Source organism: Streptomyces sp. NBC_01707, assembly GCF_041438805.1.
Lineage (GTDB): Bacteria > Actinomycetota > Actinomycetes > Streptomycetales > Streptomycetaceae > Streptomyces.
This window is the reverse complement of the sequence record NZ_CP109190.1, coordinates 3482262-3500062: the sequence shown is the minus strand read 5'-3', so window position 1 is coordinate 3500062 and position 17801 is coordinate 3482262. Positions and strand designations below refer to the sequence as shown.

At 69.8% G+C, this 17801-nt stretch carries 19 protein-coding genes; 15 read left to right on the top strand and 4 right to left on the bottom strand.

The window, feature by feature from the left end; translation table 11 throughout:
- Positions 1–119 precede the first annotated feature (119 nt).
- The 3 genes from OG963_RS15720 (at position 120) to OG963_RS15710 (ending at position 3110) form a co-directional block, all read left to right on the top strand.
- Positions 120–872, top strand: a complete 753-nt coding sequence (locus OG963_RS15720; protein WP_030928673.1) for a 1-acyl-sn-glycerol-3-phosphate acyltransferase — start codon at positions 120–122, stop codon at positions 870–872.
- Complete coding sequence (locus tag OG963_RS15715; RefSeq protein WP_371799179.1) at positions 869–1879, top strand: NAD(P)H-dependent glycerol-3-phosphate dehydrogenase; 1011 nt, start codon at positions 869–871, stop codon at positions 1877–1879. The genes OG963_RS15720 and OG963_RS15715 overlap by 4 nt, the downstream gene beginning before the upstream one ends.
- A gap of 73 nt (positions 1880–1952) precedes the next feature.
- Positions 1953–3110, top strand: coding sequence for a D-alanine--D-alanine ligase family protein (locus OG963_RS15710; RefSeq protein ID WP_093778666.1), 1158 nt, complete (start codon positions 1953–1955; stop codon positions 3108–3110).
- Between the two features lie 55 nt (positions 3111–3165).
- Here OG963_RS15710 and OG963_RS15705 read toward each other — a convergent pair whose 3' ends face one another.
- Both OG963_RS15705 and OG963_RS15700 read right to left on the bottom strand, forming a co-directional pair.
- On the bottom strand, positions 3166–3654 hold the full coding sequence (locus OG963_RS15705; RefSeq protein ID WP_256223390.1) for a DUF3515 domain-containing protein: 489 nt from the start codon (positions 3652–3654) through the stop codon (positions 3166–3168).
- Between the two features lie 20 nt (positions 3655–3674).
- Positions 3675–3908 carry an Lrp/AsnC family transcriptional regulator gene (locus OG963_RS15700; RefSeq protein ID WP_030928667.1) on the bottom strand — a complete coding sequence of 78 codons (234 nt, stop codon included), beginning with the start codon at positions 3906–3908 and terminating at the stop codon, positions 3675–3677.
- Between the two features lie 318 nt (positions 3909–4226).
- Between OG963_RS15700 and OG963_RS15695 the strand changes: the two genes are divergently transcribed.
- Positions 4227–5198: a thiamine-phosphate kinase gene (locus OG963_RS15695; RefSeq protein WP_093778662.1), complete on the top strand. Its 972-nt coding sequence runs from the start codon at positions 4227–4229 to the stop codon at positions 5196–5198.
- A gap of 80 nt (positions 5199–5278) precedes the next feature.
- Entirely contained in the window at positions 5279–6091 is an 813-nt protein-coding gene (gene thiD / locus OG963_RS15690; RefSeq protein ID WP_093778660.1) for a bifunctional hydroxymethylpyrimidine kinase/phosphomethylpyrimidine kinase, read from the top strand.
- An 83-nt stretch (positions 6092–6174) separates the two neighbouring features.
- Here the strand turns inward: thiD and rpmB are convergent, their stop codons facing one another.
- Positions 6175–6360 carry a 50S ribosomal protein L28 gene (rpmB, locus tag OG963_RS15685; protein ID WP_030928661.1) on the bottom strand — a complete coding sequence of 62 codons (186 nt, stop codon included), beginning with the start codon at positions 6358–6360 and terminating at the stop codon, positions 6175–6177.
- A 258-nt stretch (positions 6361–6618) separates the two neighbouring features.
- Here rpmB and OG963_RS15680 point away from each other — a divergent pair, with 258 nt between their 5' ends.
- The 9 genes from OG963_RS15680 to mutM all read left to right on the top strand — a co-directional run bounded on the left by OG963_RS15680 (position 6619) and on the right by mutM (position 16217).
- Positions 6619–8256 (top strand): DAK2 domain-containing protein, encoded by a 1638-nt coding sequence (locus tag OG963_RS15680; RefSeq protein ID WP_371799178.1) that lies wholly within the window; start codon positions 6619–6621, stop codon positions 8254–8256.
- Between the two features lie 457 nt (positions 8257–8713).
- Complete coding sequence (gene recG, locus OG963_RS15675; RefSeq protein ID WP_176902375.1) at positions 8714–10924, top strand: ATP-dependent DNA helicase RecG; 2211 nt, start codon at positions 8714–8716, stop codon at positions 10922–10924.
- A 186-nt stretch (positions 10925–11110) separates the two neighbouring features.
- Positions 11111–11695, top strand: a complete 585-nt coding sequence (rsmD, locus tag OG963_RS15670; RefSeq protein WP_030928654.1) for a 16S rRNA (guanine(966)-N(2))-methyltransferase RsmD — start codon at positions 11111–11113, stop codon at positions 11693–11695.
- 26 nt (positions 11696–11721) lie between these two features.
- The gene (gene coaD, locus OG963_RS15665) at positions 11722–12201 is read left to right on the top strand and encodes a pantetheine-phosphate adenylyltransferase (protein WP_199822945.1); all 480 of its coding nucleotides are present in this window, start codon (positions 11722–11724) and stop codon (positions 12199–12201) included.
- A gap of 98 nt (positions 12202–12299) precedes the next feature.
- Entirely contained in the window at positions 12300–13418 is a 1119-nt protein-coding gene (locus OG963_RS15660) for a cell division initiation protein (RefSeq protein WP_093778652.1), read from the top strand.
- 154 nt (positions 13419–13572) lie between these two features.
- A complete protein-coding gene (locus OG963_RS15655; RefSeq protein ID WP_037823080.1) occupies positions 13573–14241 on the top strand; it encodes a DUF177 domain-containing protein in 669 nt (222 codons plus the stop codon).
- 2 nt (positions 14242–14243) lie between these two features.
- A complete protein-coding gene (gene rpmF, locus OG963_RS15650; RefSeq protein WP_003965982.1) occupies positions 14244–14417 on the top strand; it encodes a 50S ribosomal protein L32 in 174 nt (57 codons plus the stop codon).
- Between the two features lie 19 nt (positions 14418–14436).
- Positions 14437–15261 carry a ribonuclease III gene (gene rnc, locus OG963_RS15645; RefSeq protein ID WP_030928644.1) on the top strand — a complete coding sequence of 275 codons (825 nt, stop codon included), beginning with the start codon at positions 14437–14439 and terminating at the stop codon, positions 15259–15261.
- Between the two features lie 101 nt (positions 15262–15362).
- A complete protein-coding gene (gene mutM, locus OG963_RS15640; protein WP_093778650.1) occupies positions 15363–16217 on the top strand; it encodes a bifunctional DNA-formamidopyrimidine glycosylase/DNA-(apurinic or apyrimidinic site) lyase in 855 nt (284 codons plus the stop codon).
- 31 nt (positions 16218–16248) lie between these two features.
- On the opposite strand, the gene OG963_RS15635 is transcribed toward mutM, so the two are convergent.
- Positions 16249–16647 carry a helix-turn-helix domain-containing protein gene (locus tag OG963_RS15635; protein WP_093778648.1) on the bottom strand — a complete coding sequence of 133 codons (399 nt, stop codon included), beginning with the start codon at positions 16645–16647 and terminating at the stop codon, positions 16249–16251.
- Between the two features lie 428 nt (positions 16648–17075).
- On the opposite strand from OG963_RS15635, the gene OG963_RS15630 reads away from it, so the two are divergent.
- On the top strand, positions 17076–17573 hold the full coding sequence (locus OG963_RS15630; RefSeq protein WP_319738532.1) for a hypothetical protein: 498 nt from the start codon (positions 17076–17078) through the stop codon (positions 17571–17573).
- The last annotated feature ends 228 nt before the right edge of the window (positions 17574–17801 follow it).

The window sequence follows — 17801 nt, the reverse complement described above, 5'->3', positions numbered from 1 at the left end:
CCCGGAGGGTCGGCTCCGGAGGCGGGGCGTACCGTGTTCTCGACAGAGCAGGGGCCTGGGGTCACAATTGGCCGCCCACAGTCAGGCAGCACGTCAGGTCCGTAGAGGAAGGTGTCCGAGTGTCCCGCCGCAGAATCGGCTTCTGGTACCGCCTGGCGGCGGTCATCGCAAAACCGCCGCTGGTGGTTCTGTTCAAGCGTGACTGGCGGGGAATGGAACACATCCCGGCCGACGGCGGATTCATCACTGCGGTCAACCACAACTCGTATCTGGACCCGCTTTCCTACGGCCACTTCCAGTACAACACCGGCCGGGTGCCGCGGCTTCTCGCCAAGGCGGGCCTCTTCAAGACCCCCTTTGTCGGAATGATGCTGCGTGGCACCGGACAGATCCCCGTGTACCGCGAGACGACCAACGCGCTGGACGCCTTCCGGGCCGCCGTCGACGCCATCGAGCGCGGTGAATGCGTCGCGTTCTACCCGGAGGGCACCCTCACCCGCGACCCCGACATGTGGCCGATGGCGGGCAAGACCGGTGCCGCCCGCGTCGCGTTGATGACGAAGGCCCCGGTCATCCCCGTCGCGCAGTGGGGCGCCAACCTCGCGATGCCGCCGTACGCCAAGGAGCAGAAGCTCCGGCTCTTCCCTCGCAAGACTCTCCAGGTGCAGGCCGGACCGCCCGTCGACCTCTCCCGGTTCTACGACAAGGAGCCGACGCCCGACGTCCTGCGTGAGGCGACCGAGGTCATCATGGCCGCGGTCACCGCCCAGCTCGAAGTCGTACGCGGCGAGAAGGCCCCCGCCGAGCTCTACGACCACCGCAAGGCGCGTGCCGAACAGCGGCGCAAGGCCGAAGGGAAGGGACCCAAGTGACGCACCCCGTAAAAGCAGCCGTCTTCGGAACCGGCTCATGGGGTACGGCCTTCGGTATGGTCCTCGCCGACGCGGGTGGCGAGGTCACTCTCTGGGGCCGTCGTGCCGAGGCCGTCGAGGCGATCAACACGACGCGTACCAACCCCGACTACCTGCCGGGAATTGAACTCCCCGAGTCCATCAGGGCCACCACCGACGCCGCGGAGGCGCTGCGCGGCGCCGACTTCGCCGTGCTCGCCGTGCCGTCGCAGACGCTGCGCGCCAACCTCGCCGACTGGACCCCGCATCTCGGACCGGACACCGTCCTCGTCTCGCTGATGAAGGGGGTCGAACTCGGCACCGCCGAGCGGATGAGCGAGGTCATCGAGGACGTCACCAAGGTCGGCGCGGACCGCATCGCCGTCATCAGCGGCCCCAACCTGGCCAAGGAGATCGCCGAACGCCGCCCTGCCGCGGCCGTCGTCGCCTGCCAGGACGAGTCGGTGGCCCGTCGCCTCCAGGCCGCCTGCCACACCCCGTACTTCCGCCCGTACACCCTCACCGATGTGGTCGGCTGCGAACTCGGCGGCGCGGTCAAGAACGTGATCGGTCTCGCCGTCGGCATCGCCGACGGGATGGGCCTCGGCGACAACGCCAAGGGCTCGCTCATCACCCGCGGCCTCGCCGAGACCACCCGGCTCGGCCTCGCCATGGGCGCCGACCCGCTGACGTTCTCCGGACTCGCGGGCCTGGGCGACCTGGTGGCGACCTGCTCCTCGCCGCTGTCGCGCAACCACACGTTCGGCACCAACCTCGGCCGCGGCATGACGCTGGAAGAGACCATCGCCGTCACCAAGCAGACCGCCGAGGGCGTCAAGTCCTGTGAATCGGTACTCGATCTGGCACGCCGGCACGGGATCGACATGCCCATCACGGAGACGGTCGTCTCCATCGTCCACGAGGGCAAGCCGCCGATGGTCGCACTCGGCGAGCTGATGTCGCGCAGCGCGAAGGCCGAGCGCCACTGAGCGGCTGCTCCGCACGCGGGTCGGCCCCGGGGACGCTGACGTGGCCAGTACCAGCAGGTACGCTCAACGCGATATGAGCAGCGAGAACCTCCCCCAGAGCCCGGAGCAGCAGCTCCGCAAGCCGCGTGTGGCCGTCGTGTTCGGCGGCCGCAGCTCCGAACACGGCATTTCGGTCGTCACCGCGGGTGCCGTCCTGAACGCCATCGACCGGACGAAGTACGACGTCCTGCCGATCGGCATCACGACGGACGGCCGCTGGGCGCTCACCGCCGACGAGCCCGAGCGGATGGCCATCACCGACCGGAAGATGCCGGACGTGGCACAACTGGCCGAGTCCAGCGAGGGCGGCGTGGTGCTCTCCGTCGACCCCGGCAGCCGCGAGGTGGTCTACAGCGAGCCCGGCTCGGTACCGAAGGCGCTCGGCGAGGTCGACGTCGTCTTCCCCGTCCTGCACGGCCCGTACGGTGAGGACGGCACCCTCCAGGGGCTCCTGGAGCTGTCCGGGGTGCCGTACGTGGGCGCCGGTGTGCTCGCCTCGGCGGTCGGCCAGGACAAGGAGTACATGAAGCGGGTGTTCACCTCGTTCGGGCTGCCCGTCGGTCCGTACGTCGTGATCCGCCCCCGTGAGTGGGACACCGACCGCTCCGGTGCCCGCAAGCGCATCGTGGACTTCGCCGGTGAGCACGGCTGGCCGCTCTTCATCAAGCCCGCCCGGGCAGGTTCGTCCATCGGCATCACCAAGGTCGACGACCTCTCCGGTCTCGACGAGGCGATCGAGGAAGCCCGCCGCCACGACCCCAAATTCCTGGTCGAGTCGCTGCTGCGGGGCCGCGAGATCGAGTGCGGGGTGCTGGAGTTCGAGGACGGACCGCGCGCCAGCGTGCCCGCCGAGATCCCGCCGGTCACGGCGCACGACTTCTACGACTTCGAGGCCAAGTACATCGACTCGGCGTCCGGGATCGTGCCCGCCCCGCTGACCGAGGAGCAGACGGCCGAGGTCCAGCGGCTCGCGGTCGAAGCCTTCGAGGCGGTGTCCTGCGAGGGCCTGGTACGCGCCGACTTCTTCCTCACCGAGGACGGCAGCTTCGTGATCAACGAGGTCAATACGCTGCCGGGCTTCACCCCGATCTCCATGTACCCGCGGATGTGGCAGGAGAGCGGCGTGAGCTACCAGGAGCTGGTGGACCGGCTGATCCAGGCGGCGTTGACCCGCCCGACCGGCCTGCGCTGAGAAGCACCGGGCCGGATGTGCGCACAGGCGCCGGTCCGGACTGCGCGGACACTCGCTAGATGCTGCTGGGAACCGTCTTCTTGACGGCCGCGGCGAACGCCGCCAGCGGGCTGATGTCATGCGCGTACGCCGTCGAGAGCGACACCTCGACATACGCCTTGCGATAGGTGGTGGTGAAGCGCGGACCGGCGTCCTCCGGCTGCTCCAGCAGCCAGTTGACGCCGTCCGCCTCGGCCCCCTTCGCCATCGGATCGTCCATCTTTGCGGGCCGGTCGACCCCGCAGCGCAGTACGATCGCCCCGTCCCCCCAGCCGGCGGTCAGCTCCGACTTCGGCCCGGGGTCGTTGCGCTCCTGTCCGGCGACGGTCTTCGGCAGCTCCTTGTGCAGTGCACGGCAGTAGGCTGCGGCTTCCGGCGTCGGGGTGGGAACCGTGATCGACGCATGGGTGTCCGTGGTGGAGCAGCCCGCCGCGGCCAGCAGCAGTACGGCAGCGGACGGGCCGAGGAACACGGGGCGGCGAAGCCGGGGGCGGATGGACGTCACCGGCCCAGCGTATAAGGGGGCTACAGATGAACGACCGGGCAGGTCAGGGTTCTGGTGATGCCTTCCACCTGCTGCACCTTGGCGACCACCATGCGTCCGAGTTCATCGACTGTGTCGGCCTGCGCGCGCACAATCACGTCGTAGGGGCCGGTGACGTCCTCTGCCTGGATCACTCCCGGGATTTTCGTGATGGTCTCGGCGACGGTCGACGCCTTGCCCACCTCGGTCTGAATAAGGATGTACGCCTGTACCACGGAACCTCCAGGGCGGCCACGAGGATCATGTGGGGGAAAGAGACGCCACGGTATCGCGTTGCCGCGGGCCGCGGGGAGACCTGCGGACCGGATGACCTCCCACCGCGTGGCGTACGGATGGCAGCGGTTGACGTATCTCTTGACAGTACCGACAGCAGTGACGGCTCGCGACCGCAAGTGCAGCGGTCCGGATGGGGGACAGGCATGCCGGCGACGACCGGAGCAGACTGCATCCGACGGCCGGGCCACGGTCCCGGCCCCCGGCCGCCGATCCAGGCCGGACGCCCGTCCGGCGCGATAGATGAGAGGTGAGACTCGGTGAAGGGAACCGTGGGCGAGTTGGGGGAGTTCGGGCTCATCAGGGAGCTCACTTCCCGCCTCACCACCACTCCGGCGGTACGGCTCGGACCCGGCGACGACGCCGCGGTCGTGGCCGCTCCCGACCGCAGGGTCGTGGCCAGTACCGACATCCTGTTGGAGGGACGGCACTTCCGTCGCGACTGGTCGACGGCGTACGACGTCGGACGCAAGGCCGCCGCGCAGAATCTCGCCGACATCGCCGCCATGGGCGCCGTGCCCACCGCGCTGCTGCTCGGCTTGGTCGTCCCCGCCGAACTCCCGGTCACCTGGGCGGGCGAGCTGATGGACGGCATCCGTGACGAATGCCAGGTCGCGGGGGCGGCCGTGGTCGGCGGTGACGTGGTCGGCGGTGAGACGATCACCGTCGCGATCACCGCACTCGGCGATCTGCGCAACCACGAACCGGTCACCCGGGCCGGCGCCCGCCCCGGCGACGTCGTCGCCGTCACCGGCTGGCTCGGCTGGTCCGCCGCCGGGTACGCGGTGCTCTCCCGCGGATTCCGGTCGCCGCGTGCCTTCGTAGAGGCACACCGGCGTCCCGAACCGCCGTACCACGCGGGCCCCGCGGCCGCCGGGCTCGGCGCCACCGCCATGACGGACGTCAGCGACGGACTCGTCGCCGACCTCGGGCACATCGCCGAGGCCAGCAAGGTCCGGATCGATCTGCGCTCCGGACTCATCGACATCCCGTCGCAGATGTCCGACATCGGCCAGGCGGTCGGCGTGGATCCGCTGCAGTGGGTGCTCACCGGGGGAGAGGACCACGCGATCGTCGCCACGTTCCCGGCGGACGTGAAGCTGCCCGCCCGCTGGAAGGTGATCGGCGAGGTCCTCAACCCGTCGGCGCTGCCCCAGGTGACGGTCGACGGAGCGCCCTGGACCAGCAAGGGCGGCTGGGACCACTTCGGTGGCATCGAGGACGCCCACTGAGGGCGGTCCCCCGCCGGGGGTGACGGGACACCTCTCGGGGGGCGCCCGGCAGCTCCGGCGCCCGGAGTAGATTTCGGGGTATGCCCATATCTGCATCCCCCGCCGCACCGCTCGTACCACCCCGTGTACTCACCGTCGCCGGATCCGATTCCGGCGGCGGTGCGGGCATTCAGGCCGATCTGAAGACGATGCTGGCGCACGGCGTGCACGGCATGAGCGTGATCACCGCAGTGACGGCGCAGAATTCGCTGGGTGTCCAGGGCGCGTGGGAGCTGCCCGTGGAGGCTGTCCGGGCCCAGTACCGCAGCGTCGTCGACGACATCGGGGTCCAGGCGGTGAAGACCGGCATGCTGGCGTCGGCCGCACTCGTGGAGACCGTCGCCGCACTTCTCGCGGCCACCGACGCCCCGGTCGTCGTCGACCCGGTCGGGGTCTCCAAGCACGGCGATCCGCTGCTGGCCGCCGAAGCCCTCGATTCCGTACGTCAGAAGCTCCTGCCTGTCGCGACGGTGGCGACCCCCAACCTGGACGAGGTGGCACAGCTCACCGGAGTGACCGTCACGGACGAGTCCGCAATGCGGCGGGCCGCCGGGGAGATCCTCGGATACGGACCGCGCTGGGTCGTCATCAAGGGCGGGCATCTGCCCGGCGAGCCGGTCGACCTGCTCACGGACGGCACCGACGAGCACTGGCTGCGTGCCCCCCGGCACGACAACCGGCACACCCATGGCACGGGTTGCACCCTCGCCTCCGCGATCGCCTGTGGGCTGGCCCGGGGGCAGGACGTACCGACGGCGGTACGGGCCGCGAAGGAGTACGTCACCGGGGCGATCGCGGCAGGCTTTCCGCTGGGCGCCGGGATCGGCCCCGTCGACCACGGGTGGCGGCTGTAGGGGCCCGGCGCACAGCAAAAAGCCGGTCCACCGAGGTGGACCGGCTTTTTGGGCAACCGGAAGGCTGCGCTACGACGGGAACGTCAGCGCGCGACCTTGCCGGCCTTGATGCACGAGGTGCAGACGTTGAGCCGCTTCGGCGTCCGACCGACCACGGCACGCACGCGCTGGATGTTGGGATTCCAGCGACGGGACGTACGGCGGTGCGAGTGCGAAATGTTGTTGCCGAAGCCCGGCCCCTTGCCGCAGACGTCGCAGTTGGCAGCCACGGGTCACTCCAAAGACTTCAGATGCACTTACAGTGAATTCCGGCGCGCCGGAATCATTTGACTGAAGTGGCGGTACCGGAGGAATGGCCCGACTCTCATCGGGCAACCGAAGCAGCATACAACGGCTGCGTCGGTAGAACGAAACTACCATGGGTTTCGCCGCCGTCCGGCCCGCCCCTGTCCCTGCCGGGCCCACCGGGCCGGACTACTCTGCGGTTCAGCCAGCCGCCCACGGTCGCTCTCCAGGAGGAACACCACGTGCCGCAGACCGCCGACGACATGGACGCCGTCGCGGTGCGTACCTGGTGCTCGCTCGCCCTGGAGGCACTGGGACGGGAGCGTGCGGCGATCGACGCGATCAATGTGTATCCCGTCGCGGACGGGGACACCGGGACCAACCTCTATCTGACGGTGGAGTCCGCGGCAGGAGCCGTCGAAGCGGTCTTCGCCGCCCACGAGACCGGCTCGTCCGTGCCCGCCGTCGCCGATGCCGTACGGGCCATGGCCCACGGGGCGCTGATCGGCGCCCGTGGGAACTCCGGCACGATCCTGGCGCAGCTGCTGCGCGGCATGGCAGGGGTGCTGGCGGACGGGCACGACGCGGACCATCTGCGGCTCGCGCTGGCCCGGGCCGCGACCGCAGCCAGGCAGGCCGTCGCCCACCCCGTCGAGGGCACCGTGCTGACGGTGGCCACCGCAGCAGCCGAGGCCGCCGCCCGCACGGCGGGCGACCCGAGTGCGCAGGCGGTCGTGCAGGCGGCGTACGAGGGTGCACGCACGGCACTGGACGAGACCCCCGGACAGCTGGCCGTCCTCGGACGGGCAGGTGTCGTGGACGCCGGAGGGCGGGGCCTGGTGACCGTCCTCGAGGCGCTCGTCGAAGCGGTCTCCGGGGAGACACCCGAACACGGGATCTGGGTGACCCCCGACATCGCCCCCGTGACCACCGCCGCGGCCGAGGACTGCGCGGCGGGCGGACCGCAGGACGGTTCCGCCTTCGAGGTGATCTATCTGCTGGAGGCCGGGGACGACGCGGTCGACCGGCTGCGGACCCGGCTCGACGGGCTCGGTGACTCGCTCGTCGTGGTCGGCGGGGACGGGCTGTGGAACGTCCACGTCCATGTCGACGACGCGGGTGCGGCGGTGGAGGCCGGGGTCGAGGCCGGCCGGCCGTACCGGATCCGCATCACCCACTTCGGCGCCGACCGGGTCCACCTGCCGCACGCCGAACCGGCGCAGCGCGGTGTCGTCGTCGTGGTCCCCGGCCCCGGGCTCTCCGGCCTCTGCTCCGAGGCCGGAGCGACCACCGTGCTCGCCCGGCCCGGGGAGCCGCCGGCCAGCGGCGAACTGGTCGACGCGATCCGCCGCGCGCACGCCCGCGAGGTGGTGTTCCTGCCGAACGACGCCGAGCTGCGCCACACGGCGGCTGCCGCCGCCGAACAGGCCCGTACCGAAGGCATCCGGGTCGCCCTCATCCCGACCCGGGCCGCCGTCCAGGGCATCGCCGCCCTCGCCGTCCACGAACCGGACCGCAGCTTCGACGAGGACGTGGTGGCGATGACCGCGGCGGCCGGTGCCACCCGCTACGGCGAACTGGCCGTCGCCGAACGGCAGTCCTGGACCATGGCGGGCATCTGCCAGGCCGGCGACATCCTCGGCCTGATCGAAGGCGATGTGGCGGTCATCGGCGAGGACGTCCCCGGCACGGCCCGGGCGGTGATCGACCGGATGCTGGCGGCGGGCGGCGAACTCGTCACCCTGGTGCTGGGCGAGGACGTGCCCGACGCCTTGGCCGACGCCCTGGAGGAGCATGTGCGGGAGGGCTATCTGGCGGTGGACACGGTGGTGTATCGCGGCGGCGGTCAGGGAACGCCGCTGTTGATCGGCGTGGAGTAGGGCGGACAAGGGCGGCGCCGCCCGTGGAGCGTCGTCCCGATCGCCGGACGGGCTAGAAGGGGGCGGCCAACTGCCCACCGGGCGTTGCGATCCGGTCCGTCCGCCGACGGCGCGGAGAACGGCCACCGGGCGGGTCCGGTCCCTGCTCGTGCGGCGCCCGGTCCACGTACCCGACCGCCGATTCCGCCTCCGCCCGCCTCGCACCACCGGTACCTGTACGGCCTGTCGCCCGGCGACAGCAGCAGCATGCCGGGCCTGCGGTGCCGTGAGGCGGCGGGACGTGCCGCACCACTCCTTCTTCGACCGGTGGCCACCCGCGGCGGTTCGGTGAAGGCGAGCAGCTTCCGTATTCCCGCTCGGGAGCGGGGAGCGGGGACCACTCCTCGCCGGCGCGAAGGCGTTGGCGGCCAGGGGATTCCGGTGGTGCGGGCGACTTCTGTCAGTGGTGTGGTGTGCAATGGATCGCGTGTCTGCGTTCGACGAACCCCTCAAGAAGCTGCTCGGCGGTGCCACCGCGAAGGTGATGGCCGAACACCTCGACCTGCACACGGTCGGTGATCTGCTGCACCACTACCCGCGGCGCTACGAGGAGCGCGGCAAGCTGACCGCGCTGGCCGACCTCCCGCTGGACGAGCATGTGACCGTCGTCGCCCAGGTCGCCGACGCCCGGATCATGATGTTCAACAACGGCAGGGGCAAACGCCTGGAGGTGACCCTCACCGACGGCAGCGGCCGGCTCCAGCTGGTCTTCTTCGGCCACGGCGTGCACAAGCCGCACAAGGAGCTGCTGCCCGGACGCCGGGCGATGTTCGCGGGGAAGGTGTCCGTCTTCAACCGGAAGATGCAGCTCGCCCACCCCACCTACCAGCTCCTCGACGCCACGGACGCCGACGAGGCCACGGAGGCGGTGGACGCCTTCGCCGGGAAGTTGCTGCCCATCTATCCGGCGTGCAAGCAGCTCGACTCCTGGCGGATCGCCAAGGCCGTCGACACCGTGCTGCCCAGCGCCCGGGACGCCGTCGACCCGCTGCCCTCGTCGCTGCGCGAGGGGCGTGGCTTCACCCCGCTGCCCGAGGCGTTGCTGAAGATCCACCGCCCGCAGACAAAGGCGGACATCGCCGACGCCAGGGACCGGCTGAAGTGGGACGAGGCGTTCGTCCTCCAGGTCGCGCTCGCCCGCCGCCGGTACGCGGACACCCAGCTTCCGGCGGTGGCGCGGATCCCCGCCCACGGCGGACTGCTCGACGCATTCGACGCCGAGCTGCCGTTCACCCTCACCGAGGGCCAGGAGAAGGTCTCCAAGGAGATCTTCGACGACCTGGCGACCGAGCACCCCATGCACCGGTTGCTGCAGGGCGAGGTCGGTTCCGGGAAGACGCTGGTCGCGCTGCGCGCCATGCTCGCCGTCGTCGACGCGGGCGGACAGGCCGCGATGCTCGCGCCCACCGAGGTGCTGGCCCAGCAGCACCACCGGTCCATCACGGAGATGATGGGCGAGCTGGCCGAGGGAGGCATGCTGGGCGGCTCCGACCTCGGTACGAAGGTGGTACTGCTCACCGGCTCCATGGGTACGGCGGCCCGCCGTCAGGCGCTGCTCGACCTGGTCACCGGTGAGGCCGGGATCGTGATCGGCACGCATGCGCTGATCGAGGACAAGGTGCAGTTCCACGACCTGGGACTGGTCGTCGTCGACGAGCAGCACCGCTTCGGTGTCGAGCAGCGCGACGCCCTGCGGTCCAAGGGCAAGCAGCCGCCGCACCTGCTGGTCATGACCGCCACACCCATCCCCCGTACCGTCGCCATGACCGTCTTCGGCGACCTGGAGACGTCCGTGCTCGACCAGCTGCCGGCCGGCCGCTCGCCGATCGCCAGCCATGTCGTCCCGGCCAAGGACAAGCCGCACTTCCTCACCCGGGCCTGGGAGCGGGTCCGCGAGGAGGTCGAGAACGGCCACCAGGCGTATGTCGTATGCCCCCGGATCGGTGACGACGCCGACGACGAGTCCGAGAAGAAGAAGGGCAAGAAGCAGCCGCCCGAGGACGACGGCGACAAGCGCCCGCCGCTCGCCGTGCTGGAGATCGCCGAGCAGCTCACCAAGGGCGCCCTCGCCGGACTGCGCATCGCGGTGCTGCACGGCAGGATGAACCCCGACGACAAGGACGACGTGATGCGTCGCTTCGCCGCGGGCCAGGTCGACGTCCTCGTCGCGACGACCGTCATCGAGGTCGGGGTGAACGTCCCCAACGCCACAGCGATGGTGATCATGGATGCCGACCGGTTCGGCGTCTCCCAGCTCCACCAGTTGCGCGGCCGTGTCGGCCGTGGCTCCGCCGCCGGCCTCTGCCTGCTGGTCAGCGAGGCGCACGAGGCGAGCCCCGCCCGGGCCCGCCTGTCCTCCGTCGCCGCCACCCTCGACGGCTTCGAACTGTCCCGGATCGACCTCGAACAGCGTCGTGAGGGCGATGTCCTCGGCCAGGCCCAGTCCGGTGTCCGCTCGTCCCTGCGGATGCTCACCGTCATCGACGACGAGGAGGTCATCGCCGCCGCCCGCGAGGAGGCCGTCGCCGTCGTCGTCGCCGACCCGGAGCTGACGGACCTGCCCGAGCTGCGCACCGCCCTGGACGCGCTGCTCGACAAGGAGCGCGAGGAGTACCTCGACAAGGGCTGAGAGCAAGGGCTGAACGCAGGGGGGAATCGGCAGCCGGGCACAGGACGGACGTCAACGGCTGAGGACGGGGGAGACCCAGGTGTTCGCCGGGGCCCCCGGGCCCGAACGGGACCGAAGCCATATCGTGGGACGCACGGCGCCCGCCCCACCCCGGCGGGCCACCCCGACCCGAGGATTCAGACACCCATGACCCGCGTGATCGCCGGCTCGGCCGGCGGACGCCGCCTGGCCGTCCCGCCCGGCACCGGCACCCGCCCCACTTCCGACCGCGCGCGCGAGGGCCTCTTCTCCACCTGGGAGGCGCTCCTCGGCACCCTGGAGGGCATCCGTATCGCGGATCTGTACGCGGGCTCCGGCGCCGTCGGCCTCGAAGCGCTCTCCCGCGGAGCGGTCCACGCCCTGCTCGTCGAGGCGGACACCAAGGCCGCCCGCACGGTCCGGGACAACGTCCGTACGCTCGGCCTGCCCGGCGCCGAGGTCCGTACCGGCAAAGCCGAACAGATCGTGACAGGGCCGGCGCCCGCGGACCCGTACGACGTGGTCTTCCTGGATCCGCCGTACGTCGTCACCGACGACGATCTTGGCGAGATACTGCTCACACTCCGTGCCCAGGGCTGGCTCACGGACGATGCCCTCGTCACCGTGGAACGGAGCACCAGAGGCGGAGAATTCAACTGGCCCAAGGGATTCGAGCCACTGCGGGCCCGTCGCTACGGCGAGGGAACGCTTTGGTACGGTCGCGCCGCCTCTACGTGCGAAGACGCACGATGACCGCACCGGAGAGCGAGGGACTCAAGTTGCGCCGCGCCGTCTGTCCGGGGTCGTTCGACCCCATCACCAATGGACACCTCGACATCATTGGCCGCGCCTCGAAGCTGTACGACGTCGTACACGTCGCGGTGATGATCAATCAGTCCAAGAAGGGCCTGTTCACGGTCGACGAGCGGATCGAGCTGATCCGCCAGGTCACCGCCGACTTCGGCAACGTCCAGGTCGAGTCCTTCCACGGCCTCCTGGTCGACTTCTGCAAGCAGCGCGACATCCCGGCCATCGTGAAGGGCCTGCGGGCCGTCAGCGACTTCGACTACGAGCTGCAGATGGCCCAGATGAACAACGGCCTCTCCGGCGTCGAAACGCTCTTCGTGCCGACCAACCCCACCTACAGCTTCCTGTCGTCCTCCCTGGTCAAGGAGGTCGCGACCTGGGGTGGCGACGTCTCCCACCTGCTGCCGCCGCTGGTCCACCGGGCCCTCGTGGACCGGCTCGCCCAGGAGTGAACCACTGACAGCCCGTCACCAGGTGTCGGACGGGCGCCGACTGGCCGTACAGTCGTCCCGTCCGTCTCCAATCAGCAGTAGAGAGTGGCGAGCACACGGTGGACGTGCAGAAGAAGCTCGACGAGATCGTCGAAGCGGTCGGGAACGCCCGGTCCATGCCCATGTCGGCGTCGTGCGTGGTCAACCGCGCCGACCTGCTCGCGATGCTCGAAGAGGTACGTGAGGCCCTCCCCGGCTCGCTCGCCCACGCCCAGGAGCTCCTCGGCGGCCGGGAGCAGCTGGTCGAGCAGGCCCGCCAGGAGGCCGAGCGGATCATCGAGTCCGCCCACGCCCAGCGCGGCTCACTGATCTCCGACACCGAGATCGCCCGGCAGTCCCAGTCCGAGGCGGACCGCATCCTCGACGAGGCCCGCCGGGAGGCCGACGAGGTCCGCGCCGAGGCCGACGAGTACGTCGACAGCAAGCTCGCCAACTTCGAGGTCGTCCTCACCAAGACGATCGGCTCCGTCGACCGTGGCCGCGAGAAGCTCCTCGGCCGCGGCCAGGCCTTCGACGAGCAGGGGTACGAGGACCCGGACTTCGCCGAGGCCCCGGAGCGCAGCACCGACCCGGCAACGCTGCAGCGCCGCGCCGACGAATACGTCGACACCAAGCTCGGCGCCTTCGAGGCCGTGCTGGCCAAGACCCTGGAGGCGGTCGGCCGCGGCCGGCAGAAGCTGCACGGCCGGGTCGCCACCGACGAGCTCGGCGCGCACATGGCAGCCCAGGACGCCGCGGGCAGCCAGGGCCACACCAGCGACGAGGACCACTGGGCCGGTCTCGCCGAACTCGCCACCCCGGAGCCGCAGCCGGTGCCCCAGCAGGTCCAGCCGCACTTCCCGGCGCAGGCGCAGCCGAGCTACGCGGAGACGTACGCGTACCAGGAGCAGCCCCAGCAGGACATGTACGGCTATCAGCAGCAGCCCGACCCGTACGCCGCCTATCAGCAGCAGGGCTACGACCAGGGGCACGCGCAGCTGCAGGCTCAGGGCTACGACCAGGGCCAGACGCAGGGCTACGACCAGGGCCAGACACAGGGGTACGACAGCTGGCAACACCAGCCCCTCCCGCAGCAGGGGCTTCACCAGCAGGGCGAGAGCGCCCTCGACGAGACCAGCCTGTTCGACACCAGCATGATCGACCTCGACCAGCTCCGCCGGTACGAGCAGGAGCGCTGACCGATTCCGCCCGGTTCGGGTCCGGAATCGGACCCGATTGGGAGCAGGGTGACGCGTCCAGTATCCTGGTTCTTCGGTCGCGCGTATGACTGCGATCCAGGCTGCCCGCTTCGACTCCGAACCGGTCGGCCCCTCCCACGGTGCGCGATGCGCCATGCATACGATTTCGAAAGCAGGAAAAGCCCTGAACGGCCACCTCGACCACCGAAACCCTCTCGTGTTCGATACGCACGAGCTGGGTCGGCGTCCCGGTGCCCTCCTGCGGCTGACCCGCTCGGTGGACGCCCCCAGGGACCTCGGTATCGACGGGGTCATCGGTGTGCCGGAGGGCGCACCGGTGGAACTGGACCTCCGCCTCGAATCGGTCATGGAAGGGGTGCTTGTCACAGGCACCGCCCGTGCGTCGGCCGAGGGGGAGTGCGTAAGGTGTCTGGAGCCGCTGCGCCAAGAGGTCGCAGCGGATTTCCAGGAGATGTTCTCGTACCCTGACGCCGATGACCGGGGCCGCGTCAAAGCGGAACCGGCCGACGACGCCGAGGACGACGAGGACAGGCTCTTCATCGAGGACGGCCTGTTCGACCTCGAGCCAGTGCTGCGCGATGCGGTGGTGCTCGCACTGCCGATGCAGCCGGTGTGCCGGGAGTCCTGTGCCGGTCTGTGTTCCGAATGCGGAATCAGGCTGGACGAGAACCCCGGTCACCACCACGATGCCGTCGACATTCGTTGGGCGGCATTGCAAGGACTCGCCGAGACCGTTTCGGACGGCGAGAAGGACAACATGGGCGGCGCCGAAGCGGGCGTCGACGAGAAGCAGGAGAAGTAGCCGTGGCTGTTCCGAAGCGGAAGATGTCGCGCAGCAACACGCGCCACCGCCGGTCGCAGTGGAAGGCTGCGGTCCCCACCCTGGTTTCGTGCGAGCGTTGCCAGGAGCCGAAGCTGCAGCACATCGCGTGCCCGAGCTGCGGCACGTACAACAAGCGCCAGGTCCTCGAGGTCTGAGCGGCTGGTGAGAGGCCCGATGTCTGAGTTGTCCCACGCCAAGAAGCAGGCAGACAACGTCAACACAGCCTCGTCCCACACGCTTCTGGAAGGGCGGCTCGGGTATCACCTCGAGTCCGCCCTTCTGGTGCGTGCGCTGACCCACCGCTCGTACGCATACGAGAACGGCGGTCTGCCCACCAACGAGCGGCTCGAATTCCTCGGGGATTCGGTGCTCGGCCTGGTGGTCACGGACACGCTGTACCGCACCCACCCCGACCTGCCCGAAGGCCAGCTGGCCAAGTTGCGGGCCGCGGTGGTCAACTCGCGTGCACTTGCTGAGGTGGGCCGCGGCCTCGAACTCGGCTCCTTCATCCGGCTCGGCCGGGGCGAAGAGGGCACGGGCGGCAGGGACAAGGCGTCCATCCTCGCCGACACCCTTGAAGCGGTGATCGGCGCGGTCTATCTCGACCAGGGCCTCAGTGCGGCCTCGGAGCTGGTCCACCGGCTCTTCGACCCGCTGATCGACAGGTCCTCCAACCTCGGCGCCGGCCTGGACTGGAAGACCAGCCTCCAGGAACTCACCGCGAGCGAGAGCCTCGGAGTCCCCGAGTACCTCGTCACGGAGACCGGCCCGGACCACGAGAAGACCTTTACTGCTGCTGCTCGCGTCGGTGGTGTCTCGTACGGCACCGGCACCGGCCGTAGCAAGAAGGAAGCGGAGCAGCAGGCGGCCGAGTCCGCCTGGCGCGAGATCAGCGCCGCCGCGGAGGAACGGGAGGCTGCGGCCAAGGCCGCCGCCGACGGAGGGGCCGCCGACACCCCTGCCGACCCGTCGCCGTCCACGGACGTCGCTCCGGCCTGACGCGTCGACCCCTCGGTGCCCTGTGCACCGGGGGGTTTTCCGTGTCCGGAATCAAAGTCAGGTACGTAACCTTGTTCCGAAGGAACTGAAGGAGTTGCACCGTGCCCGAGCTGCCCGAGGTCGAAGTCGTACGGCGTGGTCTCGATCGCTGGATATCCGGCCGCACGGTCGCCGACGTCGAGGTCCTGCACCCGCGCGCGGTCCGCCGTCACGTCGCGGGGTCCACGGACTTCGCGGCCCGGCTCGGCGGCAGCCGCTTCGGCAGGGCGATGCGTCGCGGCAAGTACCTCTGGGTGCCGCTGGACGAGGCGTCCTCGTCGCTCCTCGGCCACCTCGGCATGAGCGGCCAGCTGCTCGTCCAGCCGCAGGACGCACCCGACGAGAAGCACCTGCGGATCCGGATCCGCTTCGACGACACCCTCGGCACCGAGCTGCGCTTCGTCGATCAGCGGACCTTCGGCGGGCTGTCGCTCCACGAGAACACCGCCGACGGGCTGCCCGACACCATCGCGCACATCGCCCGCGACCCACTGGACCCGGCGTTCGACGACGCCGCGTTCCACACCGCGCTGCGGCTGCGCCGTACGACGGTCAAGCGCGCGCTGCTCGACCAGTCGCTGATCAGCGGCGTCGGCAACATCTACGCGGACGAGGCACTCTGGCGCACGAAGCTGCACTACGACCGGCCCACCGCGACGCTGACCCGGCCCAGGTCTGCCGAACTGCTCGGTCATGTCCGTGACGTGATGACCGCGGCGCTGGACCAGGGCGGCACCAGCTTCGACAGCCTCTACGTCAATGTGAACGGCGAGTCGGGCTACTTCGACCGGTCGCTCGACGCCTACGGGCGCGAGGGCGAGCCCTGCCACCGCTGCGGTACGCCGATGCGCCGCCGTGCGTGGATGAACCGCTCCAGCTACTTCTGCCCGCGCTGCCAGCGGCCGCCGCGGCTCTGAGCGACGTCCGGCCGATCAAGCCGGAGCCCTCTCAGCTCTCGCGGGCCTCGTCGTAACGGTTGCGGGCGTCCAGCACCTCGGGCATCCGCCCCTCGACGAGCTGGATCAGCCCGCGCAGCCGGTCGGCGACCTCGCGCCCCAATGGCGTCAGCTCGTAGTCGACACGCGGCGGGTTGGTGGGCTGCGCCTCCCGGTGGACGAGTCCGTCCCGCTCCAGAGCGTGAAGCGTCTGGGAGAGCATCTTCTCGCTCACCCCGTCGACCCTGCGCCGCAGCTCGTTGAAGCGGGAACCGGAATCGTGGAGCGCGGTGAGCGTCAGACTGCCCCAACGTCCGGTGACATGCTCCAGCGTGCCGCGCGAGGGGCACTGCCGGGAGAACACGTCGAACGGCAGGCTGTCGGCGCCGTCCCGACGCGTGTTCTCGTCCATGAAAACAGCTTACGCCCGCACAGTGCTCACTTCAGGAGTGCGCTGTGCGGACGTAAGTGGCCATGCGTTCACCTCCTGAGCGGCCGATCGTGCGCGCGGCCGGCGCAGTCACAGTGGTTCAAATCAACTGCCGATATGGGTAGTTGTCGTGCCGTCTCGACTCGTCGACGCACACGCTGAGGCCGTCGTGAGCGAGATGAGGTCTGACCTGCGCGATGCCGACTTTGACGTCTGCCGGCCGTCGTCTCCGCCAGCAGCCGCAGTTCCCCGTGAGTCCCGACCTCATCCGGCGCGATTGTGGCACCGGTGCACCGCACAGACCTGCGCATGGGAGGCAGGCCGCACCGTCCGTGGCGCCACGCGTTCACGTGTCCAGCCTGACCAAAGAAGTTGAACGCGTTCAGAAATGCTGACAGGATAACGAGCACGTGCTCGACGACTGGTCGAACCGCAGTCGTTCGTGCGTCCCGCGGAAAGTGTTGGGGTGGCGTGTGTTGCGTTTTAGCCGGGCAGTCCTGGCCCTCGTTCCCGTCGCGTTCGCCCTCGTCGCATGTGGCAGGCTGGCCTTCCCGCCAGTCCCTGACGGTAAGCCGACCGAGCTACCCCGATCCCGGACAGCGACCACGTGGACCGATACCCATGGCGGCACACTGGAGTTGAAGCCGGACGGAACGTTCACTGCCGATGACGTCTGCGGCAATTTTTTCGACCTCGATGTCGACGACCTGAAGAACGGACCCAGGTCGGGATCAGGCACCTGGCGCGACTCTGACTGGAAGGGACAGACCAGCGTCGACATGTCGTTCAAAGCCGATGGCGTGAGTTTCGGCTACGACGCCCTCCGAGACGGCAAGACACTGAAGCTCTGGACTTACGTCGGTGACCCCGACGAAGGCCGTCCGCTCTGCATCCTGACCCCGCGGTGAGGCTGAATCGGATCCTGGCCGGCCGACTTGGTTTCAAGAAGGCGGCGGTCAGCTGACCGGCCTGGTGGAGCGCGCCACTGTACGAACGCCCGGGCGCCATGGGCCGCGTCTGCTCGGTTCTGCCTGGGTCGATGGTGGTCGGGAGAGGAGCCCTCAACGCCCACCACGAACCGGCGCGGGATCTTCGCGCACGTCTCGACGGTTTTCACGGCCGCGGTGGAAGATCGA

Bases quoted from the DNA above. Each gene is read 5' to 3' on its own strand.
- OG963_RS15710 (WP_093778666.1), top strand. From the start codon at position 1,953: ATGAGCAGCGAGAACCTCCCCCAGAGCCCGGAGCAGCAGCTCCGCAAG.
- thiD (WP_093778660.1), top strand. From the start codon at position 5,279: ATGCCCATATCTGCATCCCCCGCCGCACCGCTCGTACCACCCCGTGTA.
- recG (WP_176902375.1), top strand. From the start codon at position 8,714: ATGGATCGCGTGTCTGCGTTCGACGAACCCCTCAAGAAGCTGCTCGGC.
- rsmD (WP_030928654.1), top strand. From the start codon at position 11,111: ATGACCCGCGTGATCGCCGGCTCGGCCGGCGGACGCCGCCTGGCCGTC.
- OG963_RS15655 (WP_037823080.1), top strand. From the start codon at position 13,573: ATGCATACGATTTCGAAAGCAGGAAAAGCCCTGAACGGCCACCTCGAC.
- rnc (WP_030928644.1), top strand. From the start codon at position 14,437: ATGTCTGAGTTGTCCCACGCCAAGAAGCAGGCAGACAACGTCAACACA.
- OG963_RS15635 (WP_093778648.1), bottom strand. From the start codon at position 16,647: ATGGACGAGAACACGCGTCGGGACGGCGCCGACAGCCTGCCGTTCGAC.